Raw genomic sequence first — 25,979 nt, 5'->3', positions numbered from 1 at the left:
CAGATAATTTTAAAAGAAATCCAGCTCCATTATCTCATTTTCTAATTGCCTCATTTTCTAATTATCTCATTTTCTAATTATCTCATTTCTAATTGCCTCTTTTCCCAATTTTCTGTCAATCAAATTTTCTAATTAAATCCACGTTGTAACAGATGTTGAAAAAGTTGCTTGCGGTTTTTGCGGTCTTGTTTCTTTCCGGGATGTATGGCCAGGAAATCACGACGCCATATAAAAACAGGAAAATCCGTGCTGTGAGCGATACGATCCGGATTGACACCGTCAGCATCAACCCTACTTTTTTCAAATTACTCGACGGGAATAACGTGCCTTTGGATTCGGTTTTTTACAAAGTCGATTTTGCCAAGGGAAACCTGGTTATCCGCCCCGATGCTCCTTTTATTGGTGATTCATTAACCGTCCGTTTCCTGAAATTCCCGGAATTCCTGACCAAAGAATACAGCATTTATGACCGCGGAAAAGTGGTTGATAACGGCAATCTGTATGCGGTTTCCCGCGATCCGATAAAACGTTTCATACCGTTTGAAGGGCTGAACACTTCGGGCAGCATTACGCGGGGCATCACGGTCGGCAACAACCAAAATGCCACAGTCAATTCTTCGCTTGATTTGCAGATTACCGGAAAACTTTCGGATAAAGTCAGTCTGCGCGCTTCAATCCAGGACACAAATATTCCCCTGCAGGAAGGCGGCTATTCGCAGAAACTCGATGAATTTGACCAGATATTTATTGAACTTTTCAGCGACAAATGGAGCATCCGCGCCGGTGATCTTTTTCTTGAAAACCGCAAATCCCGATTTTTGAATTTCAACAAAAAGGTGCAGGGACTCGCCGGCACTTTTGAGTTTGGTACCGAAGCGAAGAAGACAACTGTTTTTGCATCTGCGGCATTGGTGCGCGGCCAATACGCCAAAAGCAGTTTCACTGGCCAGGAAGGCAATCAGGGTCCGTATAAACTGAAAGGCCCGAACGGCGAGCTTTTTATCCTTGTGATTTCCGGCTCCGAGCGGGTGTATGTCAATGGGATTTTACTGAAACGGGGTGAAAACAACGATTACGTCATCGATTATAATGCGGGCGAAATCACGTTTACCTCGCTGTTTCCCATCAGCTCTGAGATGCGGATTAACATCGAATACCAATATTCTGACAAAAATTACACGCGTTTTGTGACCTATGCCGGCGCAGCGCACGAGCAGGAAAAATGGAGTATCGGCGGTGCCCTCTATTCAGAAAGCGATGTAAAAAACCAGCCTTTGCAGCAGAATTTATCGGCGGGACAAGTTCAGGCACTGGCGGCGGCGGGCGACAATCCGGGCGCGATGACCGCGCCATCAGCCTACGCAGACACGTATTCCGACAATAAAATTCTGTATAAAAAAGTCATTGCTGACGGCATCGAAACATTTGTGTTCTCTAGTAATCCAGATGACGAGCTTTTCAATGTCCGGTTTTCATTGGTTGGAAATAACCTGGGCAATTATGTCCTCAAGACCGTCACTGCCGTTGGAAAAATTTATGAGTATCGTTTACCAATAAACGGAGTTCCGCAGGGAAATTACGAGCCGATTATCCGTTTGGTGCCTCCGGTGAAACTTCAGGTCGCTTCGGTCAATGGGCGTTTTAACCCCAATGACCGTACTGACGTGAATTTTGAACTCGGCATCAGCAACAGTGATAAAAACCTGTATTCTTCACTTGACGACAATGACAATCACGGATTGGCGGGAAAACTGCATGCGAAGCAACTGCTTTATGCGGGTAAATGGACCTTAGATGGCTTCGGTGACTACCAGTTTGTCCAGCAAAAATTCCAGCCGATAGAACGCTTATTTACGATTGAGTTCGACCGCGACTGGAACCTCGTCAATCCAAAAGGAGACCAAAGCCTTGTGGTTGCCGGGCTGGTACTCGCGTCGCCGGAGAAAGGTCAGGCCACCTACCAAATCGAGAAGCTCGACTTTACAGAAAGTTTTTCGGGAATAAGGCATGTGGTTAACGCATCTCTTCGCCTGAAAAAAGTAACAGTCCAGCAAAGCGGCAGTTATTTAAAAAGCGACAGCGATTATGCCGATTCCAAATTCCTTCGCAACCAGACACAGGGCAAGTACCATTTTGGGAAGAATTGGGTAGGCGGGAGTTTGCGCCTCGAAGACAACCAGGAACGGTTAAAGGCAACAGGGCAATTGTCGCCATTAAGCCAGAAATTTAAAGAATATGGCGCGTTTGTTGGGCGTGGCGATTCCACAAAAGTGTTTGTTGAACTCGGTTACCTACACCGCATCAACGACAGTTTACAAAATGGACTGCTCAAAAAAGTAAATACCTCCGATGCTTATTATATCAAATCAAGGCTAATCAAAACGGATAAAAGCGACCTGACGTTGTATGCAAACTACCGGAACTTAAAATATGAAGACACCGCGCGCGAAAATGAGCCTTCGGTAAACTCGAGGTTATTATACAATGACCGGTTTTTTAACCAATTGATCCAGGTGACTACCGCTTATGAAAACTTCTCAGGAACGATTGCTCAGCAGGAGTTTTCATATGTAGAAGTCGATGCCGGCCAGGGCGTCTATACCTGGAACGATTATAATGACAATGGAATCCAGGAACTGGAAGAATTTGAGGTGGCACAGTTTACGGACCAGGCAAAATATGTCCGTGTGTTTCTGCCAAACCAAATCTTCATTAAAACACACCAAAATAAATTTTCCCAGTCGGTAACGTTAAACCCATTGCAATGGCAGAGTAGCAAAGGATACAAAAATGTCCTATCCCATTTTTATAACCAAACCTCATTTTTAACAGAACGAAAAATTGAGAATAATCACGGTAATTTCGATTTCAATCCTTTTGCTTCATCAAACGATCCGGAACTGCTGGGGCTGAGCCTGAACTTGAGAAACAGCTTGTCATTCAATCGCGGCAGGCAAAAACATTCTGTCACTTACAACTATCTGGCAGCCCAGGCAAAAAACCTGCTCTCCTCCGGTTCCCAGAAAACCGAAGCATTGTCTCACCAACTGCAATACACCCATTTGCTGCAAAAAAGCTGGCTGGTAAATTTCGGTGCCCAGTCAGGGACATCGTTTACGGAGTCGGAAAATTATAGCTCGCGCAATTTTAAACTTGAAACTTTCCAGCTTTCGCCTAAACTTTCTTATTTATTTTCAAAAAATGCCAGTTTGGATTTATTTTATGAGTTTGAGCAAAAAGACAATGTCAAAGGAGCACTTGAATCCCTTAAACAACAACGTTTTGGCACTTCATTCACTTTCGCAGGCCAAAAAGAGTTTACCGTTAATGGCGAATTTTCATTGTACCAGAATAAATTTACAGGCGATGTTTCTACTCCGGTAGCCTACCAGATGCTTGAAGGGTTACAACCGGGCCAAAACACGACGTGGAGGCTGCTGATTCAAAAGAACCTCACCCAATTTTTAGATATCAATGTCAACTATCAAGGACGAAAAAGTGAAACAAGTAAGGCGATTCACACAGGAAGTATTCAATTGAGGGCATATTTTTAGTAACCCAAATTGCTATTTATTAAAAAAACCGTTATTTTGCAGCGCGTTTACGAACCAATACCAATGAATTATCGTAACTGTTATATATTTGATAATAAACATGTCAAAGCTTTGGTACTAAGTTTTATTTTATAATTTTGTGGTGTATGAAATTTGTCCCCAATAAGTTATTCATTTTCACAATTTTTACCGCACTCTTCGCTCCGGCGATGTGCATTGCAGGACCACCTGTTGATGGACCGCCGCCGCCAATACCGCCCGGTCCTCCTGGCAATCCAATTGATGGTGGAATATATATTTTACTTATCATGGCGATTTTTTATGGAATATATTCGGTAAACAGATATAAAATTAAAAAGGCTGCCTGATGGGCAGCCTTTTTAATTTATGCATTGCATTCCTTCTATAAATCAAACTTAATCCCTTGGGCTAACGGCAATTTAGTCGTATAATTGATTGTGTTTGTTTGGCGTCTCATATAAATTTTCCATGCATCCGAACCTGATTCGCGACCTCCACCTGTTTCTTTCTCGCCGCCAAATGCACCACCAATCTCTGCGCCGGACGTTCCAATATTCACATTTGCTATACCACAGTCAGAACCCGCTACAGATAGGAAGTGTTCAGCTTCCCGGAGATTATTGGTCATGATGGCAGACGATAGTCCCTGCGCTACACCGTTTTGAATGGCAACCGCATTGTCTACTTCGCCTGTATATTTCAGCAGGTACAGTACTGGTGCAAAAGTTTCGTGTTGCACGATGTCAAAATTGTTGTTTGCCTCTGCGATAGCGGGCTTGACGTAGCAACCACTTTCATAACCCTCTCCAGAAAGCACACCGCCTTCAACCAGGATTTTGCCTCCTTCAGCAACTACTTTTTCCAATGCCTTATTATACAAATCCACTGCCTGCGTATCGATCAGCGGCCCCACGTGATTGTTCTGGTCTAAAGGGTTACCTATTTTAAGTTGCCCATAAGCCGCAACAATAGCATCTTTTACTTTGTCATAAATACTTTCGTGGATGATCAACCTCCTGGTTGATGTACACCTTTGTCCGGCCGTCCCTACTGCGCCAAATACTGCACCGATGACAGTCATCTTGATATCTGCGTCCGGCGTTACAATGATTGCATTGTTACCCCCTAGCTCTAGAAGAGATCTTCCCAATCTTCCCGCAACGGCCTGCGCCACAATCTTACCCATCCTGGTCGATCCGGTGGCGGATACCAATGGAATTCTCGAGTCAGCGGTCATTAATTCCCCGATTTTATAATCGCCATTGATCAAGCATGATATCCCTTCCGGAAGGTTATTTTCGCGGATTACCTCAGCGATGATGTTCTGGCAGGCGATACCACAAAGTGGTGTTTTTTCAGATGGCTTCCAAATGCAAACATCTCCGCAGATCCAGGCGAGTGCTGTGTTCCACGACCAAACTGCCACTGGGAAATTAAATGCCGAAATAATCCCGACCACCCCAAGCGGATGGTATTGCTCGTACATCCTGTGTCCCGGACGTTCTGAATGCATGGTCAAACCGTGCAGCTGTCTTGAAAGACCCACTGCAAAATCACAGATGTCGATCATCTCCTGAACTTCGCCGTAACCTTCCTGTAGTGATTTCCCCATTTCGTAGGATACCAGCTTTCCAAGCGCTTCCTTATTTTTACGGAGTTTCTCGCCAAATTGACGAACGATTTCGCCGCGTTGCGGTGCGGGCATCAGGCGAAAGGTTTTGAATGCCTCAGTTGCCGCAGCCATGGCTTTTTCATAGTCGGCAGCAGTAGACATGCGTACTTTACCGATCAACTGACCGTCGACTGGTGAGTACGATTCGAGAATTGCTCCACCTGAAAAATTTTCGAGGCCTGTTGACGTCCCTTCATTAATATCCTTAATTCCCAATTGTGCTAACGCTTCGGTCATCCCAAATTGTGCTGCGATTGTTGTTGTCATATCGTTGTTATATATCGTTTACTTAATCTGTTTAGCCTGAAGTATTCCAGTGCGAGCGCAAAGGTAAATGATAATTCATAATTGCTCCACCTGTTCATCAATAAATTTGCTTCCTGCTGCGTATCACTGGGTAGATGACCATAGCCCCGATCGCAGCAGCGCTACTTTCTTTCTTTAAAAACAAAGTATTGTCCTAAAATAATGTCTGAAATAAATTTTAAGAAAAAGTCTGGTTTTCCCGTAAGATTACGTTCTGGAAAATTTGTATTTTTACTTTAAGGGAAGGGGATAATGGAAGTATTCCCTACAAAAATCTCGAATCATTTCGATACGGAAATCCCACATATTTTGTTAATGTTTTCATTGGTGATTAAATAATATTGCACACCAATTTTAGGACAATGCCAAAAAAAAGATAATAGCGCAGAGCGGAATAAGGCTCCTGAAAATCATTAAAAACTAATCCGGAGTGGAATGAGTGGTTTTTTGTGTCACCAGGTAGACGCCTGAGAAAATAAGGACCGCAGAAACCGACTTTATCAACGACAACGAATCTTTGCCGAGGCCGATCGCGATAAGGGTCGCGAACAAAGGCTGCAGGTAAATGAAAACCGCTACGGTAACGGGTTTCAGTGTTTTCATAGAGAGCAGGTTCAACAAATAGGTTAGGAAAGTCGAAAAAACAATCACGAAAGCGACTTTCCAGACGACTGCTTCCGGCATCAGATTCAATGTTATCGCATTAAATTCAGCCCATCCAAAGGGCAACACCATCAAAAAGCCGAAAAGGTAAATCCATTTTACAAAAGTAAAGGCATTGTATTTTTCCATCAGCTTTTTCACAATGATCAGGTAAAAACCATACGAAACGGCATTGATAAAAACGAGCAAATTGCCCAAGGTACCATTGGTTGCGGTAGCGCTGGCGTGGTGATTCCCAAAATAAATCAGCGATGCCGTTCCGGCAAGACCAAGGACGATTCCCAAAACCTTGCTTTTTTTCATTCGCTCTTTCATAATGATGGCCGACAGGACCAGTACGATAATCGGCGTTGTGACCATGATGACGGAGGCACTTATCGGTGAAGTGTAGCTGAGTCCTTTGAAGAACGTGAGCATATTCAACGCCACACCAAAAACAGCAGCGGCGATAATCCTCGGGAAGTCGCCCAACGCTATTTTTTCTTTCGGCATAAAAAGCCAGACCAGCCAGAATAGGATTACCGATCCGCCCACCCGAAGCACAATAAACCCATAAGGGTTGATGTACTGGGGCATGACGTCTTTGGCAATTGTAAACGTGACACCATAAATCAGCGACACCATCGTGGCAGCGATGAGCGCAGCAGTTCTTTTTGACATTAGCTTAAGGCTTTAATTACTTCGGCTACATTTTTCGGGCTGTTGCCGATGTAAATTTTGCTATCGATTATAAAAACCGGCCTGCTCAGGAAGGTGTAATGTTCCAGGATAAGGTTCCGATAATCTGCTTCGGTCAGGTTTTGGTCTTTTAGCCCTTTTGATTTGTACAATTGGGCTTTTCTGCTGAAGAGTGCTTCGTAACTTCCGGCCAGATTCCTCATTTCATCGAGTTGCGCCGGAGTAATAGGTTCCTGGCGGATGTCCTGAAAAACAAGGTCGTTTTCCGGAAGCATCTTAATTATTTTACGGCACGTATCACAGGAGGCGAGGTAGAATATTCGGTTCATAGCGTTTCTTTCGGCAAAGAAAAATCATTTTGTACGGATTTTAGTATTTTTAGCAAAAAAATAAACATGCAGCGTACGTTAGAAGTTACCCGAACCAGCCGTAAAGTGTTGGACCAGTATTTTGAAAACTACACCTTGGAACAACTTAACAAGGTGCCGGAAGGTTTTAACAACAACCTGATCTGGAATATGGGTCATATTGTAGTCGTGCAGCAAATGATCATTTACAAACTTTCCGGGCTCCCCATGTTGGTTTCCGATGACATGATTGCAAAATACAAACGGGGGACGCGGCCGGAACGAGATGCGACGCAGGAAGAAGCCGATGAAATTCGGGCACTGCTGTTCCCACCGATTGACAAAGTCGGGGCCGACCTGAAAAACGGTGTTTTCAAAACCTTTAGCGAATTTACTTCATTGTCAGGATTTACAATGAACAGCGCGGAAGATGCTATTGAATTTAACAACTACCATGAGGCAATGCACATCGGAATGATGATGAGCATCCGGAAATTTATCTGACTGTGAGGTATTTATTGACTTCACTATAAGGGATCAACAATTCCTTAGGACCATCGGCATAAGAGGCGATTTCAAAAACGTTGTAGAATAACAGTAGGCCTTTATCGGTGAAAAAGTACGTCTGCGGCAATTGGAACACGCCGTTTTCAAACATCAGGTTTGTGGCATTTATATACTGTCCTTCAGGAATTTTATATGCTATACGAAATTTTTTTTCGGCAAAAGCCATGAACGCCTTTTTGTCCCTGAACAGGTATTCATTCGGGATAAATTTTCCGGTCATAGCGTCAAAAATCAACGAGTGCCGTCCGCTGTATCCATGCGCGCCACCGGTAAAGGTATAGTGTTTCAGCTCAATATCGATAATACTGTCTGACTGGTAAATTACTTTCCCTTTGATATCCCCTTTCCAATTGAACACGTCTTTCGGATTGTCCGTCTGCATTTTGTCATAAGCGTTAATAAATGCTGACAGCAAGCCGTTATAATCCGTTGCTGTAAATGGTTTCTCCCCCACGTAAATAATCTCCTTCATTGTGGCAAATACCTTTTTGTTGATGCTGTCGGCGACGATGGGTTTGTCTGAGGCAATCGGAACAACGACTGAAATATCCGTACATTCCGCTTTACAGGGCAATGTGGATTTTTTGTAATATTTCTGTTCTTTAAATGACAAATCGTTGTTGCAACCGGCGAATAACAAAAGCAATGGCAGCAGTATTCCAATTTTTTTCATGGCAAAAATGTTAATTTCCACAAAGGTATTAAGATGGGATTGGGTTAAGAAAAATTAAACAATAAATTTGCCATAATTTTAACAACAAAAAACGATTATGAAATTCGATACCAAAGTGATCCACGGGGGGCAGACACACGACCATGAAACCGGCGCCGTGATGCCTGCTGTTTACCAAACGTCAACTTATGCGCAGACAACTCCCGGAAAGCCGGTTGGCGACTATGAATACAGCCGCGCGTCAAACCCAACACGTACCGCACTCGAAAAGGCACTGGCGAGTATTGAAAACGGAAGCCGTGGATTGGCATTTTCCTCAGGACTGGCCGCTACTGACTGTCTGCTGCGATCGTTTAAGGCGGGCGACGAAATCATTGCGATGGACGACCTGTATGGCGGAACGTACCGGATGTTCACGCGGATCTACAAAGATTCAGGAATCAAATTCCATTTTATTGACATGAATGATATCGACGGATTTAGGGCGTTGATTAATGAAAACACCAAGTTGGTTTGGGTGGAAACGCCTACAAATCCACTGATGAAACTCGCCGATATCCAAGCGATTGCGAAAATAACAAAGGCACACAACATCCTTTTCGCCGTTGACAATACTTTTGCAACGCCCTATCTTCAAAAGCCGCTGGACCTCGGCGCCGACATCGTAATGCACTCCGCAACAAAATACCTTGGCGGCCATTCCGATGTCATTGCCGGCGCACTGGTCATCAAAGACGAGAAACTGGGTGAGCAACTGCATTTCCAGCAGTTTGCCACGGGTGCAACACTCGGCCCAATGGATAGTTTTCTGGTTTTACGAGGTATTAAGACGTTGAGCCTTCGCGTTCAAAGGCATTGTGAAAACGGTAAAAAAGTGGCTGAATTCCTTAATAATCATCCAAAAATCAACACCGTATATTACCCTGGACTTGAAAGCCACCCGTATCATGAGATCGCTAAAAAGCAGATGAAAGATTTCGGCGGGATGGTGTCTTTTACATTTACTTCTGCTAAAAAAGAAGATGCCATTTCATTTCTTGAAAAGTTGCGCGTATTTACTTTGGCAGAATCTCTGGGCGGCGTCGAATCGCTTGCAAATCATCCCGCACTGATGACACATGCTTCCATTCCGGAGGACAAAAGAAAGGCAATCGGAATTACCGATGACCTGGTCCGCTTAAGCGTTGGGATAGAAGACATCGAAGACCTGCTCGAGGATATTAAACAGGCTTTGAGTTGATATCGAATAAGAAAAATTGAATACCGTTATAAAAAAATCCCGATCTGAAGAATCGGGATTTTTTATGGGTCGTTATTTTATTGAAGATAGTAAATGTATCCCACGTTAAACCAGACGAGCCAGTCATTCGCCCTATTCTCCGAATAAATGTCGGGGTTAGGATTCAAACCATCTACCCAGTTTGAAAAATAATATTGCCATCTGAGGTCCACCATCAAATCCGAAAGCGGAGAAAGTTTATACCTTGTCCCGACACTACTGACTACCGACCAAACATTCCCGTCTTCAGCTGAATATCCGTGTGGCCGTCCATCAGAAGGTTCGAGGTATTTTGGAAAAGTAGTCTGCGGGATTCCCAATGGTCCTAACAAAGAATACGCTTGAGGATTGTAGTAACTGTAATGCGCACCAAGACTGACATACGGTGCAAAACTTCCAATCGTTGCCGTAAAATCACGGATGCTGAGTGGGAAAAACTCCAACTGTACACCAATGTTCGTAATTTCCGTAGAACCGCGCATCGCCTTCAACTGCTGTACACCCAGATTGTTTGCGCTTGGCTTATCCACCCACCTCCCGAAATGCTGCAACTTTGTCTTGCTGTAAGACAATTCAGACCGAAGCTTAAAGTGATCATTGAAATAGGTATCAGCAGTGTAGCAGTTACAAGTCGCCTGATAAGAGAAATTCAGGTAATGAACAATTCCAATGCCGTAGCCAGTGTTTCCGGCGTTGGTTTCAAGGTCATGGCGCTCACCATAATCGGATTGAAATGCCACCGGACCTGAGATAATCCCAACTTCATGGGAAAATCCAAATTGCGCGTGGACGTTGATAGATAGGCCGAGCAAAACAAAAATGGCGAAGCGGGACTTTTTAAGCATTATTGTTTGGGATTCAAATTGTGACAAAGATATAAAAACAACATTCACTTGTAAAAATAAAATAAGATTTACTTATTTCTGTACGAAAATAATAACATATTAGTTTAAAATCATGTGCTATTTATACTTAACTTGAATTTTGTTTAACAAAAATATAATTCTGTTGAGAATACAAAAAAACAAATGTTTATATTTTCTTAGATACTGTATATTTGTTCCTGCAAACGAAAACGTTTTCATAAAGCGTTAATAATCTAATAATCATGTCACAAAGTATTCAAGCATTTGTAGATTCAGTAGCAAAAAACAACCCGAATGAACCTGAATTTATGCAGGCCGTTCATGAAGTTGCTGAAACAGTAATTCCATTTATTGAACAAAATAAAAAATACCAGGGGAAAATGCTCCTCGAAAGAATGGTTGAAGCCGAGCGTATCATCACTTTCCGCGTAGTATGGACCGATGATGCCGGAAATACGCAGGTGAACCGCGGTTACCGCATCCAGATGAATTCCGCAATTGGTCCTTATAAAGGAGGAATTCGTTTCCACCCTTCTGTAAATTTAAGTATCCTTAAATTTCTCGCATTTGAACAGACGTTCAAAAACAGCCTTACCACGCTGCCTATGGGCGGCGGTAAAGGAGGCGCTAACTTCGATCCAAAAGGAAAATCTGACAACGAGATCATGCGTTTCTGCCAGGCTTTTATGACTGAATTGTCTAAACATATTGGTGGAGATACTGACGTTCCTGCCGGCGACATCGGTGTGGGCGGTAGAGAAGTTGGTTACATGTTCGGTCAATACAAAAGATTACGAAATGAATTTACCGGCGTATTAACAGGAAAAGGCATCTCTTTCGGGGGATCTCTGATTCGTCCGGAAGCAACCGGTTACGGCGATGTGTATTTTGCTCAAAGTATGCTGAACACACGCGGCGACAGCTTTTCAGGAAAAACCGTCGTGGTTTCGGGTTCAGGAAATGTAGCGCAATATGCTATCGAAAAAGCCACACAATTGGGCGCCAAAGTAGTGACCGCTTCAGATTCTGCCGGTTATATTTATGATGCTGATGGAATTGACGCCGAAAAATTGGCGCACATCATGCAGATCAAAAATGTCGATTACGCACGAATCAGTGAATACACTAAAAAATACCCAAATGCTACCTACGTGGCAGGAAAACGTCCATGGGAAGTGAAATGCGACGTGGCTTTACCGTGTGCGACGCAAAACGAATTAAACGAGGAAGAAGCAAAAATGCTGGTTGCCAACGGTTGTTTCTGTGTAGCTGAAGGTGCAAATATGCCTTCAACACCAGAAGCAGTTACCGTATTCCAAAACGCGAAAATCCTTTTCGCTCCTGGAAAGGCATCAAATGCGGGAGGGGTTGCGACTTCAGGTCTTGAAATGTCACAAAACTCTTTGCGTCTAAGCTGGACCGCTGAGGAAGTAGATGAGCGCTTGAAAAATATTATGCTTAACATCCACGCATCCTGTGTGAAATATGGCTCTGATGGAGCAGGTTATGTTGACTATGTTAAAGGTGCCAATATCGCCGGATTCGTAAAAGTAGCCGATGCCATGCTTGCGCAAGGTGTGGTATAAGCTTAAAAGCCAATAAAATTGAAGCCTCCTGAAAAGAAACAGGAGGCTTTTTTATTTCGTTCAGATATGAAAACACACACGTTTGCGTTTTGTATATTTGCGTCACTTAAAAGCCTGAAATGAAATATTTTTTCATCCTTATTTCCGCTGTTTTTTTTTCCTACACTGGCTTCTGCCAGGAAAACCAACTTTGGAAAGGGTATTTTTCTTATACTTCCATAAAAGACCTTGCCACTTCTCCGAACCGCATTTACGCCGGATCTGAAAACAGTATTTTTTCAAAAAACCTGGCAACGAATGAAATAAAAACCACCAACACGATTGACGGATTACCCAGCGAGAGCATTTCCAGCATTTATCACAGTAATGCCTTCAGCAAAACGCTGATTGGGTACCAAAATGGACTAATCATCGTGATTAACGATGCAGACGACGCCATCCTCAAGGTAGTCGACATTATTAACAAACAAATTCCGCCGAACATCAAAAAAGTAAATCACTTTATGGAGTATGAAGGCGTACTTTATATTTCGTGTGATTTCGGGGTCGTACAATATAATTTGAATACGCTGCAGTTTGGTGACACTTATTTTATCGGAAATAACGGAGAGGAAACCGTCGTGTCACAAACTGCGGTCTTTGATGGAAAAATATACGCCGCAACCGCGGATATCGGAATCCGCAGCGGCGACATTACAAATCCAAACCTGAACGACTTCAGTCAATGGAGCACTGCCGCAGCAGGTTCATGGGTGGGTGTGGAAACCTTCGGCAGTAATCTTATTGGTGCAACTTCCTCTGGTGCATTGGCAAAGTTACAAGGCGGAACATTCATCACCTTCACCTCGCTCCCCTTAACCATAAAAGATCTTCGCAAGGCCGGCGACTACCTGTTGGCAACAATACAGGACCGCGTCTACATCTACAACGAACAGCTCATCCAGACCAGGGTAATAGCCAGTTCAGAGATTGAAACAATGAATGTGGTGTTCAACTGTGCCACAATGATTGGTGACAGGGTTTTCATTGGCACCGAAGAAAATGGGGTGTATGGCACCACGCTCGTGCCTTCGGCATTCCAAAACATCACACCGAATGGCCCGCTGCGAAACAATATTTTTGCGATTGCCGCCACCACCGAAAATCTTTGGGCAAGCTATGGAGACTACGACGTCGACTACAATCCCTATCCGTTGGAGTACTTCGGTGTTAGTAAATTTTCTCCGACCGGTTGGCTCAATATCCCATATCAGGCGATTAAAGATGCCGTTGGGAAAGACGTTGCTTCCATCGTAAGGATTACCCCCAATCCTGCGGATGAAAATCAGGTCTACTTCAGTTCATTCCATTCAGGATTGCTTAAATTCCAGGACGATGTCCCAGAAATACTGTATGATGGAACCAATACCACCAACGGTCCCGAAGATCCTCCGGGTACAGGCACCTATCGCATTGACGGAACGGCATTCGACAAATCCGGTAATTTGTGGGTGACCAATAGCATCGTCAGGCATGCCCTTAAAGTACTTCGCCCCGGCGGCGGCTGGCAGTCGTACGACCTGCAGGGGGTTTACAACAACGTCCTTCGGCTGAACATCGGGCGGCTTACCATCGATAAGAACGGGACAAAATGGATGCCCACGCGCGATGACGGATTGATTGGCTTTAACGACAATGGCAATGTCTTTAAGACCATTAAATCCGGTGCCGATGTCGGTAACCTGCAAATTAACAATGTTCGCGTCGCAACCGTAGACAATCGAAACCAGCTGTGGATCGGAACAACGGTGGGCCTACGCGTACTGTCCAGCGTAGACAGCTTCCTGAGCGAAGGGCAACTTACCGCACGGCCAGTCATCATCGAAGAGGAAATCGACGGTGTAAAAGTAGCAGTAGAATTCCTCTCGCAACAGTTTATAACCGATATTGCTATCGACGGGGCCAACAACAAGTGGATCGCGACCGCCGATGCAGGTGTCTTTCATTTCTCCGCCAATGGCGAGGACGTGCTCCACATCTTCAACAGTTCAAACTCACCACTACCCAGCAATTCTGTCAACGATATCGAAGTCAATAAATCCACCGGGGAAGTTTTTTTTGCCACTACCAAAGGACTGGTTTCATATAAAGGAACGGCAATTGCTGCAAATGACGATCTGAAAAATGTGCTCGTGTATCCGAACCCGGTACGTCCGGAATTCAGCGGTACGGTAAAAATTACAGGACTCACCGACAAAGCGACCGTAAAAATTGCAGATATCGAAGGGAGTCTCGTATACGAAGTCGTTTCCGAAGGCGGCTCGATTGAATGGGACACTACGGCTTTCGGGAAATACAAAGTAGCCTCCGGCGTGTACATGATTTTCATTTCTACACAGGACGGTGCGCTGACCACCGTAAAAAAAGTAATGATCATAAGATAGGTGTTGGGTATTAGGTACTGGGTGTTGGTATTTCCGCTACCAGTAACAAAACCCAAAACCCAAAACCCAAAAAACATGTTAGTAAAAACCCGCGCCATTGTGATCTCTTCGCTGAAATACCAGGATAAAAACCTCATTGTAAAATGCTTTACAGAATCCGACGGATTGAAATCCTACTTCGTGCGCTCCGCATTTTCTTCCTCAAAAAACAACCAGAAAATGGCGTATTTCCAGCCGATGACCCTACTCGAAATCGAGGCATCGCACAAAAATAAAGGGACGCTGGAGCATTTTCGCGAAGTCCGCCTCGCCACGCACTATCATTCCATCCCGAATGATGTCGTTAAAAGCACGATTACCCTTTTTATCGCAGAAATGCTGCACCATTCCATCCACGAGGAAGAAAAAAATGAAGCCCTTTTTGATTTTCTGTACACCGCAATGGCTTGGCTGGACAACCACAAAGACACTGCGAATTTCCATTTGATCCTGCTTCTGGAAATGACAAAATTTCTTGGGTTTTACCCGGACGTGTCCCGTATTGAAGATGCGTTCCTGGATGTCCTCGAAGGCGTTTTCACCGATTTCCCGGCGCTGAATTCGCTCTCCGAACCTGAAACAGCCTTGTTCAAAAAACTGCTTGGCCTGCGGTTTGAAGACGGACACAAGGCATTCCACGTGTCCGAACGGCAGGTTTTACTGCGCATCCTGATCGATTACTACAGCCTGCACCTGGATGGGTTTAAAAAACCAAAGTCGTTGGAGGTGCTGCGCGAAGTGTTCTCATAAGCTCGAAACCAGCCCATTTCCAATCCGCAATCGTTCAATCCCTCAATCTTCCGATCTTCGCAATAAAGCGACCAGCACAAAATGCGCACCCTACTGCCGTGTGCATGTCCAACTTTCTGGCTTTCGACTTTCCACTATTCGCGGAAATCACTACTTTCGCAGATTGATTTTAGAAAACGACTGAAAATGAGCGCTAAGTTTAAGGAATATAAAGGATTGGACCTGCCCACAGTGGCATCAGAAGTCCTTGATTTCTGGAAGAAAGAAAACATATTTGAGAAGAGTGTCACCACCCGCGAAGGCAACGAGCCTTTCGTGTTTTTTGAAGGCCCGCCGTCAGCGAACGGCCTGCCCGGAATCCACCACGTCATGGCGCGTGCAATCAAGGACATCTTCTGCCGTTATAAGACGCAAAAAGGATACCAGGTTAAACGCAAGGCCGGCTGGGATACCCACGGTCTGCCGGTAGAACTCGGTACCGAAAAAGAATTGGGCATTACCAAGGAAGACATCGGGAAAACCATTTCCATTGAAGATTACAATGAAGCCTGTAAACGCACCGTGATGCGCTACACCGATGTGTGGAATGACCTCACCGAAAAAATGGGTTATTGGGTCGATATGGAAGATCCCTATGTGACCTACAAATCCAAATATATGGAATCGGTTTGGTGGCTGTTGAAACAGATTTACGACAAAGGCCTGATGTACAAAGGCTATACGATACAGCCGTATTCCCCTAAATCCGGCACCGGACTTTCCTCACACGAGGTGAACCAGCCCGGCGCGTACCGCGATGTGACGGATACGACGATTGTGGCGCAGTTTAAAACCAAACAAGAAACACTTCCTTCGTTTTTACAAGGTTTTGGAGCCGTCCACATTTTAGCCTGGACGACGACACCATGGACACTGCCGAGCAATACCGCTTTAACGGTTGGGCCAAATATAGATTATGTATTGGTGAAAACTTTCAACCAGTACACTTTTGAGCCAGTCAATGTGGTGTTGGCAAAGAATTTGGTTGGGAAGCAATTTGGCAAAGGTTTTACTGAAAGTGCCGATGCCGCCGATTTCGACAATTATAAAGGGGGCGACAAACAAATCCCTTATTCCATTTTAACGGAAGCCAAAGGGAAAGATCTCGTTGACATCCGCTACGAACAATTGTTGCCTTTTATATTGCCTTACCAAAATCCTGAAAATGCATTTCGCGTGATTTCAGGAGATTTCGTCACGACAGAAGACGGAACCGGAATTGTCCACACCGCGCCTACTTTTGGAGCCGATGATGCGAAGGTAGCGAAAGAAGCGACACCAGAAGTTCCGCCAATGTTGGTACTGGATGAAAACGGAACGCCAATTCCGTTGGTTGATTTACAGGGGAAGTTCACTTCTCATGTGGGGCCTTACGCAGGCAAATATGTAAAGAACGAATATTACGACGCCGGCACCGCCCCGGAAAGATCCGTGGATGTCGAGATTGCGATCCAGTTAAAAGAAGAAAACAAGGCCTTTAAGGTCGAGAAATACGTACACAGTTATCCGCACTCGTGGCGGACGGATGAGCCGCTCCTATATTATCCATTGGATTCCTGGTTCATTAAGATCACCGACGTGCGCGACCGCATGTTCGACCTCAATGAAACCATCAACTGGAAACCGAAAGCCACTGGCGAAGGCCGTTTCGGGAACTGGCTGAAGAATGCCAACGACTGGAACCTGTCGCGTTCAAGGTATTGGGGCATCCCATTGCCGATCTGGCGTACGGAAGACAAACAGGAAGAGATCCTGATCGGCTCGGTCGAAGAGTTGTACAATGAAATCGAGAAATCCATCGCTGCCGGTTTCCAGAAAGAAAATCCTTTTAAAGGGTTTGAAATCGGGAACATGGCCGAAAGCAACTATGATTTGGTGGATTTACACAAAAATGTGGTCGATGCGATTACACTGGTTTCTCCTTCAGGCAAGCCAATGACTCGGGAGACCGATTTGATTGACGTGTGGTTCGATTCGGGTGCCATGCCCTATGCACAATGGCATTATCCGTTTGAGAACAAGGAAAAAATCGACGGCAACACCGACTTCCCTGCAGATTTCATTGCGGAAGGCGTTGACCAGACCCGCGGTTGGTTCTATACGTTACACGCCATCGGCACTTTGGTTTTTGATAAGATTGCGTATAAGAATGTGGTTTCCAACGGACTGGTGCTCGACAAAAACGGCCAGAAGATGTCGAAACGCCTTGGCAATGCGACGGATCCTTTTGAAACGATCAAAGAATACGGCCCGGATGCGACACGCTGGTACATGATCTCCAATGCGAACCCTTGGGACAACCTGAAATTTGATATTGAAGGGATTGCGGAAGTACGCCGGAAGTTCTTTGGCACGTTATACAACACGTATTCGTTCTTTTCGCTATATGCCAATATCGACGGATTTAAGTATGCTGAAGCGGAAATCCCGTTGCAGGAACGTCCTGAAATTGACCAATGGATCATTTCAGAGCTGAACACCTTAATAAAAGACGTAGATGGTTTCTACGCCGATTATGAGCCGACGAAAGCCGCGCGCGCGATTTCCGATTTTGTTCAGGAAAACCTGAGCAACTGGTATGTGCGTTTGTGCCGGAGGCGATTCTGGAAAGGCGAATATGCGCAGGACAAGATTGCGGCGTACCAAACGTTGTATACCTGTTTGATTTCAGTCGCAAAACTGAGCGCCCCGATCGCGCCGTTTTTTATGGACAAACTTTACATAGATTTAACAGCCGCTGTTGATTCAGAGGGTTTTGAGTCCGTACATTTGGCCGAATTTCCGCAATTCGTTGAAAACTTTGTTAATAAAACGCTGGAGAGCAAAATGCAGAAAGCCCAGACCATCTCATCATTGGTTTTATCACTGCGCAAGAAGGAGATGATTAAAGTAAGACAACCGTTGCAAAAGGTAATGATACCGATACTTGACGAGAATCATAAACAGGAAATTGAAGCCATTTCTGACCTCATCAAAGCCGAAGTAAATGTGAAGGAAATCGAACTTTTGGACGATGCCTCGGGCGTATTGGTGAAGCAGATTAAACCCAATTTCAAGGCACTGGGACCGCGTTTTGGCAAAGATATGGGTTTGATTTCCAAAGAGATACAAGGCTTTTCACAGGAGCAGATTGCCCAGCTCGACAGGAACGGAAGCATTGCGCTTGTTATTTCGGGAAATAATATAACTTTAACATTACAAGATGTAGAGATTACATCCCAGGATATAGAAGGCTGGTTGGTGGCGAATGCAAACGGAATCACCGTTGCACTGGACATCACGATTTCTCCGGAACTCCGCAACGAAGGCATCGCAAGGGAGCTTGTCAACAGGATACAGAATATCCGAAAAGACTCGGGATTTGAGGTGATGGACAAGATTAATGTGCAGATTGAATCAGGAAGCAGTTCGTTAAAAGAAGCAGTGGAAGCAAATGTGGATTATATAAAATCTGAAACTTTAACTGAAACAATTGTTTTTATGGAAACAGTACCTTCGGGCACCGAAATAGAATTCGACGATATCAAAACAAAAATATTAATTTCAAAATAGAACAAAAATGGTAGATGAAGTTGCACGATACTCTGACGCAGATCTCGCAGAGTTCAAAGAAATTATCCTGAAAAAAATACAAAAAGCACAAGCGGATCTCGATCTGATCAAAAGTGCCTACATGAATGACCTAAACAACGGTACAGACGATACTTCGCCAACCTTTAAGGCATTTGAGGAAGGCAGCGAAACCATGTCAAAAGAAGCAAACTCACAGTTGGCGATCCGCCAGGAGAAATTCATCCGTGACTTGAAAAATGCGCTTTTCCGTGTGGAGAACAAAACCTATGGGGTATGCAAAGTAACCGGAAAACTCATCGGAAAGGAACGCCTGAAAATCGTTCCGCACGCTACCATGAGCATCGAGGCCAAAAACCTACAGCGATAATTCACCGATAATACAATCGTAAATTCCAGATTCCAAATTAAACCTTGGGATTTGGAATTTCTTTTTTGGAATTTAATTACTTTTGCGCCACTAAAATTTCTATAATGTCTTTAAAAAGAGCCTATCTCATTATCATTTCGCTTTTACTGATCGACCAGATCACTAAAATATATGTCAAAACGCATTTTTACTATTACGAAAAGGTACATGTTGCCGGCTGGTTCAAGATTACGTTAATAGAAAACGAAGGCATGGCGTGGGGCGCTGAAATCCCCGGGGATTATGGAAAACTCATCTTAACGCTTTTCAGGATCATCGCGGTGGGCGGAATAGGATACTGGCTGTACAAATCAGTGCAGAACCATGCCTCGAATTACCTCATCGTGGCCATTTCCTTGATCCTTGCAGGCGCTTTTGGAAACATTATCGACTCCGTATTGTATGGCCTGATCTTTGACCAAAGCACCTCAACACAGGTAGCAACCCTATTTTCGCCGGAACCGTATGGCACCCTGTTTCATGGACGGGTCGTCGATATGCTGTATTTCCCGTTTATAGAAAATTATGAATTGCCGAAGTGGGTTCCCATCTGGGGTGGCCACGAAATTACGTTCTTCAACGCCATTTTCAACATTGCCGACATGGCGATTTCAACGGGTGTGGGGATTTTGATTGTTTTTAATAAGAAGGCTTTTCATAAGAATTGAAAGATTGAAAGATTCGCATGGTGGTGCTGAATCGAATTTTCAATCTTTTAATCTTTCAATCTTAAAATACGCAAACACCCCTTGGTGTGACGCAATAATCCAGCCTCACATCGCTTTCAAAAACATCCGAACAAGCGTCCACCGGTTCAAAAAAAGACAACCCGATTTTTATCGTTCCCGGTTTGCATTGGCTCAAAAACCGATCATAGAATCCTTTTCCATACCCAATGCGGTTTCCTTGTTTATCAAACGCCAGCAACGGCACAAAAACCACATCAATCTTTTCGACGGGCACCTGAATCCCATCCACGGGCTCGGGAATATGGTATTCATTTTTGCGGAAGACGGTATTGTCGGTCAATAGAAAATGCGTCATCTCCCCCGTATCAAAATGGCTTTGCGACACCACAACTTCCTTGTCTTTTCCAGACAGCAGGTGCAGAATGGGTTCCGTATCGATTTCGTGTTGCGCTACAATCGTCAGGAAAACGTGGTAATATAACCTATCCCAAATGGACATCCCGATTAATTGGTTTGCGATGGCGAGGCTCATTTCATCGCGATCCAATTCGGAAAGCTGGCCCCTTAACGCTTTATATTTGGTGCGGAGTTCCTTTTTATTCATGTTGTAAAATTTAGGACGATTTACTACCGCTTCTTCTTCCCGGTCTTAGGGAAAAACGGTTTCATCTGCTCGGCTTTGGTGCTATATCCCGCATCCTGTGACGACTGCGTCTTGTACTGCGCAAACCGGTAATCCTTCAGTGCATCGGTGTAATTGTCATGGTCATTGAGCGCCTTCATGTCGCGCAGCATCCCCTCCAGACTCTGTAACCTCGATATCGCCGCCGAAGCATGGGAGCGCGTGGCATAATCGCGCCTGAATTCCTCCCAGTCTACATCGGGGGAACGCAGCTCCGGACTCATTTCAGCGTAATCGCGCACTTTGTTAATCAGCAGCTTGTTGTGTTCTCCCACCTTACAAAGCCCAAGCTTATCCTTATGATTCAGGTTAACGGTAAGTGGCATGACCAAAGCTTCGATTGCTGCCAACGCTTGATTGATCTGTTCCATTTCTACCTCCGTGAGGTGGGTCTTGCCTAAGTTTTCGATCGGCATGGTATCGTATTTTAGAAATTATCCCATAAATATAATAAGTTAATCAATACATTAATTACATAAATCAAAATTTTGATTAACTTAAACAAAGTATTGTTTTACATTATTTATTAATATAATAATATGTTCAAAACATTGATTTATATATTATATTTTTCAAGCAATTTAATTAATAAATTGACCAATTATCTCAATTTTTTAATCATAACCATTTATTTGTATAATTGTATAAAACATGCGTGAATCACGGTATTGGAGTTGTCCTTAATCGAATTGGATTACCTTACGCGCCCGCCCCACCGAAAAACTTTAACAAAATATCTGCGTTTGCCGTAACAAGAAGTGATTATAATTGCCTAGGGAAAACAGTGACCCCTTCCCTGAAGGTAAAATACAATTTCCGCCAAACAGTTGATTACATAAAAGCCGGATATTCTCTTAAATTTTGTATCGCCATGAGTGTCAACTTTAAGGGCAACTTTAACAAAATATCCGAATTTGCAGTAACGAAGTGTGATGGTAATTGCTTAGGGAAAACAGTGACCCCTTCCCTGAAGGTAAAATACAATTTCCGCCAAACAGTTGATTACATAAAAGCCGGATATTTTCTTAAATTTTGCCTGACCTTGATTTCCCCACCCAATTTTGACCTTTCCAAACCTTAAAATTAAAACACCGCCACCACCATGCTTTCTGCAATACCCAGAATTGATTAACTTTACACCATGGTTTCAGAATCCCTAAGCTTACAGGTTCAATCGCTTCCGGACGGCCCCGGCGTGTACCAATATTATGATAAGGAAGGAAAGCTCCTATATGTCGGTAAGGCCAAAAACCTGAAGAAACGGGTCTCCTCCTACTTTAACAAGGTGCATGACACGGCCAAGACGAATGTGATGGTGCGCAAGATTGTTACCATCAGGCACATTGTCGTAGCCTCGGAAAGTGATGCACTGCTGCTGGAAAACAACCTGATTAAGAAAAACCAGCCGCGGTTTAATGTGTTGATGCGCGATGACAAGACCTATCCCTGGATCTGCATCAAGAAAGAACCTTTTTCGCGGATCTTCCCCACCCGCCGGATGATTAAGGACGGGTCTGAATATTACGGGCCATACACGAGTTTCAAGACCGTGCACACCATTCTGGACCTGATCAAGGAACTGTATCCGCTGCGCACCTGCAACTATGATTTAAAAGAAGACAACATTGAAAAGGGCAAGTTCAAGGTGTGCCTCGAGTACCATATCGGCAACTGTAAAGGGCCATGTGAAGGCCATGAACCGCTCGAAAACTACCAAAAACATGTGGATGCCATCCGGCAGATCCTGAAAGGGAACTTCAAAGAAAGCCTGCGCGAATTCAGGAAATCGATGGGGCAATGCGCGGCCGAGATGCGTTTTGAAGAAGCCCAGAAACTCAAGGAAAAGATTGAGGTGCTCGAAAATTACCAGTCCCGATCGATGGTTGCCAACATCAAGATTACCAATGTGGACGTGTTTTCGATCATCTCCGACGAAAGCGCCGCGTTTGTAAATTTCCTGCAGATTTCCCACGGATCCGTAGTGCGTTCACACACGCTCGAGATCAAGAAAAGGCTTGAAGAGCCTGACGAGGAACTGCTTGCACTGGCCATCGTGGAACTTCGTGAACGTTTTCAGTTGCTGACGCGTGAGGTAATCCTGCCTTTCGAGATCGACCTCGGCGAGCATATTAAAGTTACCGTACCACAACTCGGTGATAAAAAACAACTGTTAGAACTGTCTGAACGCAACGCGCGTTACTTCCGCCTGGACCAACTGAAACAACTGCAGATTGTTGACCCTGAACGGCATACGACGCGTATCATGGCACAAATGAAAAAGGACCTGCGCCTGAGCGAGGAGCCGCGCCACATCGAGTGTTTTGACAACTCAAACATACAGGGCAGCAATCCGGTGGCGGCCTGTGTCGTATTTAAAGACGGCAAGCCCAGCAAGAAAGACTACCGCCATTTCAACATCAAAACCGTGGAAGGTCCGAATGATTTTGCCTCGATGGAGGAAGTGGTTTACCGCCGATACAAGCGCCTTCTTGACGAAGGTGAACCGTTGCCGCAGCTCATCATCATCGATGGTGGGAAAGGACAGCTGTCTTCAGCCCTGAAGAGCATCGATGCGTTAGAACTGCGCGGCAGGATTGCGATTATCGGGATTGCAAAAAGGCTGGAGGAACTGTTTTACCCGGGCGATAATGTGCCGCTATATTTAGACAAAAAATCAGAAACCTTAAAAGTAATCCAACAGCTCCGTAACGAGGCACACCGTTTCGGGATTACATTCCACAGGGATAAAAGGAGTAAATCGGCATTGAATTCGTCTGTCGAATCGATTCCCGGTATTGGCGAAAAAACGATGGTGACACTGTTGAAACATTTCAAATCTGTTAAAAGGCTAAAGCTGGCGACTGAAAAAGAGATTTCGGACGTCGTTGGTGTTTCTAAAGCCAAAAAAATTACCGACTTTTACCACACGAAAACAACTTAAAATGAAAAATTTTGCTCTGTTGGTCATGATGTTATGCGCATCGCTGGCTTCTTTTTCGCAAGAGCAACAAAATCATAGGCCCAAGGTGGGATTGGTACTGACCGGCGGCGGCGCCAAAGGTTTCGCACACATCGGGGTATTGAAGGTCCTTGAAGAGTCGGGCGTCGAAATCAGTTACATCGGCGGCACCAGCATGGGCGCTGTGGTCGGAGGGCTCTATGCTGCCGGCTACAAGGCAAAACAAATCGATTCCATTTTTACCTCCACTGATTTCGACGAACTCTTGAAAGATTATATTCCGCGCAGCACCAAGAACTTCTTTGGGAAGCGCAACGACGAACTGTATGCAATCCAACTGCCGTTTAATAAATTCCGTATCGGTATCCCGACGGCGCTTTCCAAAGGCCTGTACAATTATAATTTACTGGCACGGTTGACAGATAAAGTGCGCCATGTCAGGGATTTTAATAAGTTGCCCATTCCTTTCGTCTGCGTGGCCACCGATATTGAAACGGGCCAGGAAGTCTTACTGGATCATGGCTATCTGGCACAGGCGATGTTAGCAAGTTCCGCTTTTCCAAGTCTTTTTTCCCCGGTGGAAGTCAACGGCCGCCTGTTAATTGACGGCGGGGTAACAAACAATTACCCGGTGGAAGAAGTTCGTAAAATGGGCGCCGACATTATTATTGGTGTAGATGTACAGGACGACCTGAAGGACCGGCGGGCGCTGAAGGATGCCACACGCATCTTGGTACAGATCTCGAACCTGGAGATGATTGAAAAGATGAAAGCAAAAATCAAGCTGACGGATATTTACATCAAACCGGACATCAGCGATTTCTCCGTGATTTCTTTTGATGAAGGGAAGGATATCATCAAACGCGGGGAAGATGCGGCGTTTGCGGTATATGAAAAAATCAAAGCGCTTGCAGACCCTGACAAACCATACTCCAAGCCGGGTATGACCAAGCCAAATGACAGCATCTCTCTTTTTAGGATCTCCACAAACAAACTCACCGATTACACCAGGGCCTATATCATTGGTAAATTAAATTTTAAACCTGACACCAAAATATCTTACACCGATTTAAAGAATGGCATCAACAGCCTCAGCGCAACGGAGAACTTCAGCGCCATCGGTTATTCATTAGAGAAAAATGGCGACAAAGATGACCTGAACCTGCAACTGACGGAAAACAGCATGCGTACGTATTTGAAGTTTGGGCTGCATTACGACGGGTTGTACAAGAGTGGCATCCTGGTCAATTTTACCAATAAGAAAACGTTTCTGAAGAATGACGTGCTTTCTGCCGACCTGATTTTGGGCGATAATTTGAGATACAACCTGGATTATTACATCGACAATGGGTTCTATTGGAGTTTTGGCTTTAAATCAAAATTCAACCAGTTCAACCGCAACGTTTCCATTGATTTTAACAACGGTAAATTGCTGGAACTGCTGGGCATCAATTCGCTTAACATCGATTTCTCCGACTTTACAAACCAGGCTTATGTTCAAACGGTGTTTGCCCAAAAGTTCGTGATTGGCACGGGCATAGAACTCAAGTCGCTCAAGATTAGCTCACAGACACTCCAAAACACCTCTCCAACTTTCGAAAAAAGCAATTACGGCAGTGCGTTTGGGTATATGAAATACGACTCTTATGACAACAAGTATTTCCCACACCACGGGTGGTACTTTTGTGGCGACTTTCAGTCGTACCTATACTCTACTGACTTCACCAACAATTTTGAGCCTTTTTCAATAACCAAGGGCAGCTTCGGGATTGCCCAGACGCTTTTCAACAAGGCGACCCTTCGTGTAGAAACTGAAGGTGGATTTGCAATTGGCGAGCGGACAATCGACTTTTTCAATTTCACTTTAGGAGGATACGGCTTTAACGAACTCGATAATATCAAGCCATTTTATGGCTATGACTTCCTGAGCCTGACCGCAGACAGTTATGTAAAGGCTACTTTTACCTTTGATTATGAATTTTTTAAGAAGCACCACCTCAATGTGGCGGCTAATTATGCCAATCTGGGTGATCAATTATTCCAGGATACAGCGTGGATCTCTAAACCAACTTACACCGGATATGCCGTGGGCTACGGACTGGAAACCATCATCGGCCCGATCGAGGTAAAGTATTCCTGGTCTCCCGAATTGCGCAAGGGTTTTACGTGGTTCAGTGTTGGGTTTTGGTTTTGATGGTCCAAAAAAT

Annotated in this window: 20 protein-coding genes; 12 read left to right on the top strand and 8 right to left on the bottom strand. The window is 44.5% G+C overall.

Translation table 11 applies throughout. The features are described from left to right. The first annotated feature begins 152 nt into the window (after window positions 1-152). Complete coding sequence (locus CFE23_RS05025; RefSeq protein ID WP_291084944.1) at window positions 153-3,554, top strand: hypothetical protein; 3,402 nt, start codon at window positions 153-155, stop codon at window positions 3,552-3,554. Between the two features lie 124 nt (window positions 3,555-3,678). Here the strand turns inward: CFE23_RS05025 and CFE23_RS05020 are convergent, their stop codons facing one another. The 4 genes from CFE23_RS05020 to CFE23_RS05005 all read right to left on the bottom strand — a co-directional run bounded on the left by CFE23_RS05020 (window position 3,679) and on the right by CFE23_RS05005 (window position 7,223). After that, window positions 3,679-3,864, bottom strand: coding sequence for a hypothetical protein (locus CFE23_RS05020; RefSeq protein ID WP_291084941.1), 186 nt, complete (start codon window positions 3,862-3,864; stop codon window positions 3,679-3,681). A 93-nt stretch (window positions 3,865-3,957) separates the two neighbouring features. Beyond that, on the bottom strand, window positions 3,958-5,514 hold the full coding sequence (locus CFE23_RS05015) for an aldehyde dehydrogenase family protein (RefSeq protein WP_291084938.1): 1,557 nt from the start codon (window positions 5,512-5,514) through the stop codon (window positions 3,958-3,960). A gap of 459 nt (window positions 5,515-5,973) precedes the next feature. Then, complete coding sequence (locus tag CFE23_RS05010) at window positions 5,974-6,876, bottom strand: DMT family transporter (RefSeq protein ID WP_291084935.1); 903 nt, start codon at window positions 6,874-6,876, stop codon at window positions 5,974-5,976. Beyond that, window positions 6,876-7,223, bottom strand: coding sequence for an ArsC/Spx/MgsR family protein (locus CFE23_RS05005; protein WP_291084933.1), 348 nt, complete (start codon window positions 7,221-7,223; stop codon window positions 6,876-6,878). Before CFE23_RS05005 ends, CFE23_RS05010 begins: the two co-directional genes overlap by 1 nt. Before the next feature lie 66 nt (window positions 7,224-7,289). Here CFE23_RS05005 and CFE23_RS05000 point away from each other — a divergent pair, with 66 nt between their 5' ends. Next, window positions 7,290-7,745 carry a DinB family protein gene (locus CFE23_RS05000; protein WP_291084931.1) on the top strand — a complete coding sequence of 152 codons (456 nt, stop codon included), beginning with the start codon at window positions 7,290-7,292 and terminating at the stop codon, window positions 7,743-7,745. On the opposite strand, the gene CFE23_RS04995 is transcribed toward CFE23_RS05000, so the two are convergent. Then, complete coding sequence (locus tag CFE23_RS04995) at window positions 7,738-8,481, bottom strand: DUF3298 and DUF4163 domain-containing protein (RefSeq protein WP_291084926.1); 744 nt, start codon at window positions 8,479-8,481, stop codon at window positions 7,738-7,740. The genes CFE23_RS05000 and CFE23_RS04995 overlap by 8 nt on opposite strands. A 97-nt stretch (window positions 8,482-8,578) precedes the next feature. On the opposite strand from CFE23_RS04995, the gene CFE23_RS04990 reads away from it, so the two are divergent. Further along, a complete protein-coding gene (locus CFE23_RS04990; protein ID WP_291084923.1) occupies window positions 8,579-9,721 on the top strand; it encodes a cystathionine gamma-synthase in 1,143 nt (380 codons plus the stop codon). A 77-nt stretch (window positions 9,722-9,798) separates the two neighbouring features. Here the strand turns inward: CFE23_RS04990 and CFE23_RS04985 are convergent, their stop codons facing one another. After that, window positions 9,799-10,605 carry a glutamate dehydrogenase gene (locus tag CFE23_RS04985; protein ID WP_291084920.1) on the bottom strand — a complete coding sequence of 269 codons (807 nt, stop codon included), beginning with the start codon at window positions 10,603-10,605 and terminating at the stop codon, window positions 9,799-9,801. Between the two features lie 263 nt (window positions 10,606-10,868). Here CFE23_RS04985 and gdhA point away from each other — a divergent pair, with 263 nt between their 5' ends. The 6 genes from gdhA to CFE23_RS04955 all read left to right on the top strand — a co-directional run bounded on the left by gdhA (window position 10,869) and on the right by CFE23_RS04955 (window position 20,110). Beyond that, on the top strand, window positions 10,869-12,212 hold the full coding sequence (gene gdhA / locus CFE23_RS04980; RefSeq protein ID WP_291084917.1) for an NADP-specific glutamate dehydrogenase: 1,344 nt from the start codon (window positions 10,869-10,871) through the stop codon (window positions 12,210-12,212). A gap of 119 nt (window positions 12,213-12,331) precedes the next feature. Continuing rightward, entirely contained in the window at window positions 12,332-14,635 is a 2,304-nt protein-coding gene (locus CFE23_RS04975) for a T9SS type A sorting domain-containing protein (RefSeq protein ID WP_291084914.1), read from the top strand. A 75-nt stretch (window positions 14,636-14,710) separates the two neighbouring features. Continuing rightward, the gene (recO, locus tag CFE23_RS04970; RefSeq protein WP_291084911.1) at window positions 14,711-15,424 is read left to right on the top strand and encodes a DNA repair protein RecO; all 714 of its coding nucleotides are present in this window, start codon (window positions 14,711-14,713) and stop codon (window positions 15,422-15,424) included. A 186-nt stretch (window positions 15,425-15,610) separates the two neighbouring features. Continuing rightward, a complete protein-coding gene (gene ileS / locus CFE23_RS04965) occupies window positions 15,611-19,015 on the top strand; it encodes an isoleucine--tRNA ligase (RefSeq protein ID WP_291084908.1) in 3,405 nt (1,134 codons plus the stop codon). Between the two features lie 7 nt (window positions 19,016-19,022). Continuing rightward, on the top strand, window positions 19,023-19,403 hold the full coding sequence (locus tag CFE23_RS04960; protein ID WP_108369729.1) for a TraR/DksA C4-type zinc finger protein: 381 nt from the start codon (window positions 19,023-19,025) through the stop codon (window positions 19,401-19,403). A gap of 104 nt (window positions 19,404-19,507) precedes the next feature. Then, a complete protein-coding gene (locus CFE23_RS04955; protein WP_291084905.1) occupies window positions 19,508-20,110 on the top strand; it encodes a lipoprotein signal peptidase in 603 nt (200 codons plus the stop codon). Window positions 20,111-20,171: 61 nt separating this feature from the next. Here CFE23_RS04955 and CFE23_RS04950 read toward each other — a convergent pair whose 3' ends face one another. Together CFE23_RS04950 and CFE23_RS04945 are read right to left on the bottom strand one after the other, a co-directional pair. Further along, window positions 20,172-20,735, bottom strand: a complete 564-nt coding sequence (locus CFE23_RS04950; protein ID WP_291084902.1) for a 5-formyltetrahydrofolate cyclo-ligase — start codon at window positions 20,733-20,735, stop codon at window positions 20,172-20,174. Window positions 20,736-20,758: 23 nt separating this feature from the next. Further along, entirely contained in the window at window positions 20,759-21,229 is a 471-nt protein-coding gene (locus CFE23_RS04945; RefSeq protein ID WP_291084899.1) for a hypothetical protein, read from the bottom strand. A gap of 239 nt (window positions 21,230-21,468) precedes the next feature. Between CFE23_RS04945 and CFE23_RS04940 the strand changes: the two genes are divergently transcribed. From CFE23_RS04940 to CFE23_RS04930, 3 genes are read left to right on the top strand one after another with little or no spacing between them, the layout of a single operon-like run. Then, window positions 21,469-21,894: a hypothetical protein gene (locus tag CFE23_RS04940; protein WP_291084896.1), complete on the top strand. Its 426-nt coding sequence runs from the start codon at window positions 21,469-21,471 to the stop codon at window positions 21,892-21,894. 60 nt (window positions 21,895-21,954) lie between these two features. Then, complete coding sequence (uvrC, locus tag CFE23_RS04935) at window positions 21,955-23,754, top strand: excinuclease ABC subunit UvrC (RefSeq protein ID WP_291084893.1); 1,800 nt, start codon at window positions 21,955-21,957, stop codon at window positions 23,752-23,754. Window position 23,755: 1 nt separating this feature from the next. Next, window positions 23,756-25,966, top strand: a complete 2,211-nt coding sequence (locus tag CFE23_RS04930; protein ID WP_291084890.1) for a patatin-like phospholipase family protein — start codon at window positions 23,756-23,758, stop codon at window positions 25,964-25,966. The last annotated feature ends 13 nt before the right edge of the window (window positions 25,967-25,979 follow it).

This window comes from Flavobacterium sp. BFFFF1, from assembly GCF_002256285.1.
GTDB lineage: Bacteria > Bacteroidota > Bacteroidia > Flavobacteriales > Flavobacteriaceae > Flavobacterium.
The sequence above is the reverse complement of the archived record's forward strand: the minus strand, read 5'-3'. Positions and strand labels throughout refer to the sequence as shown.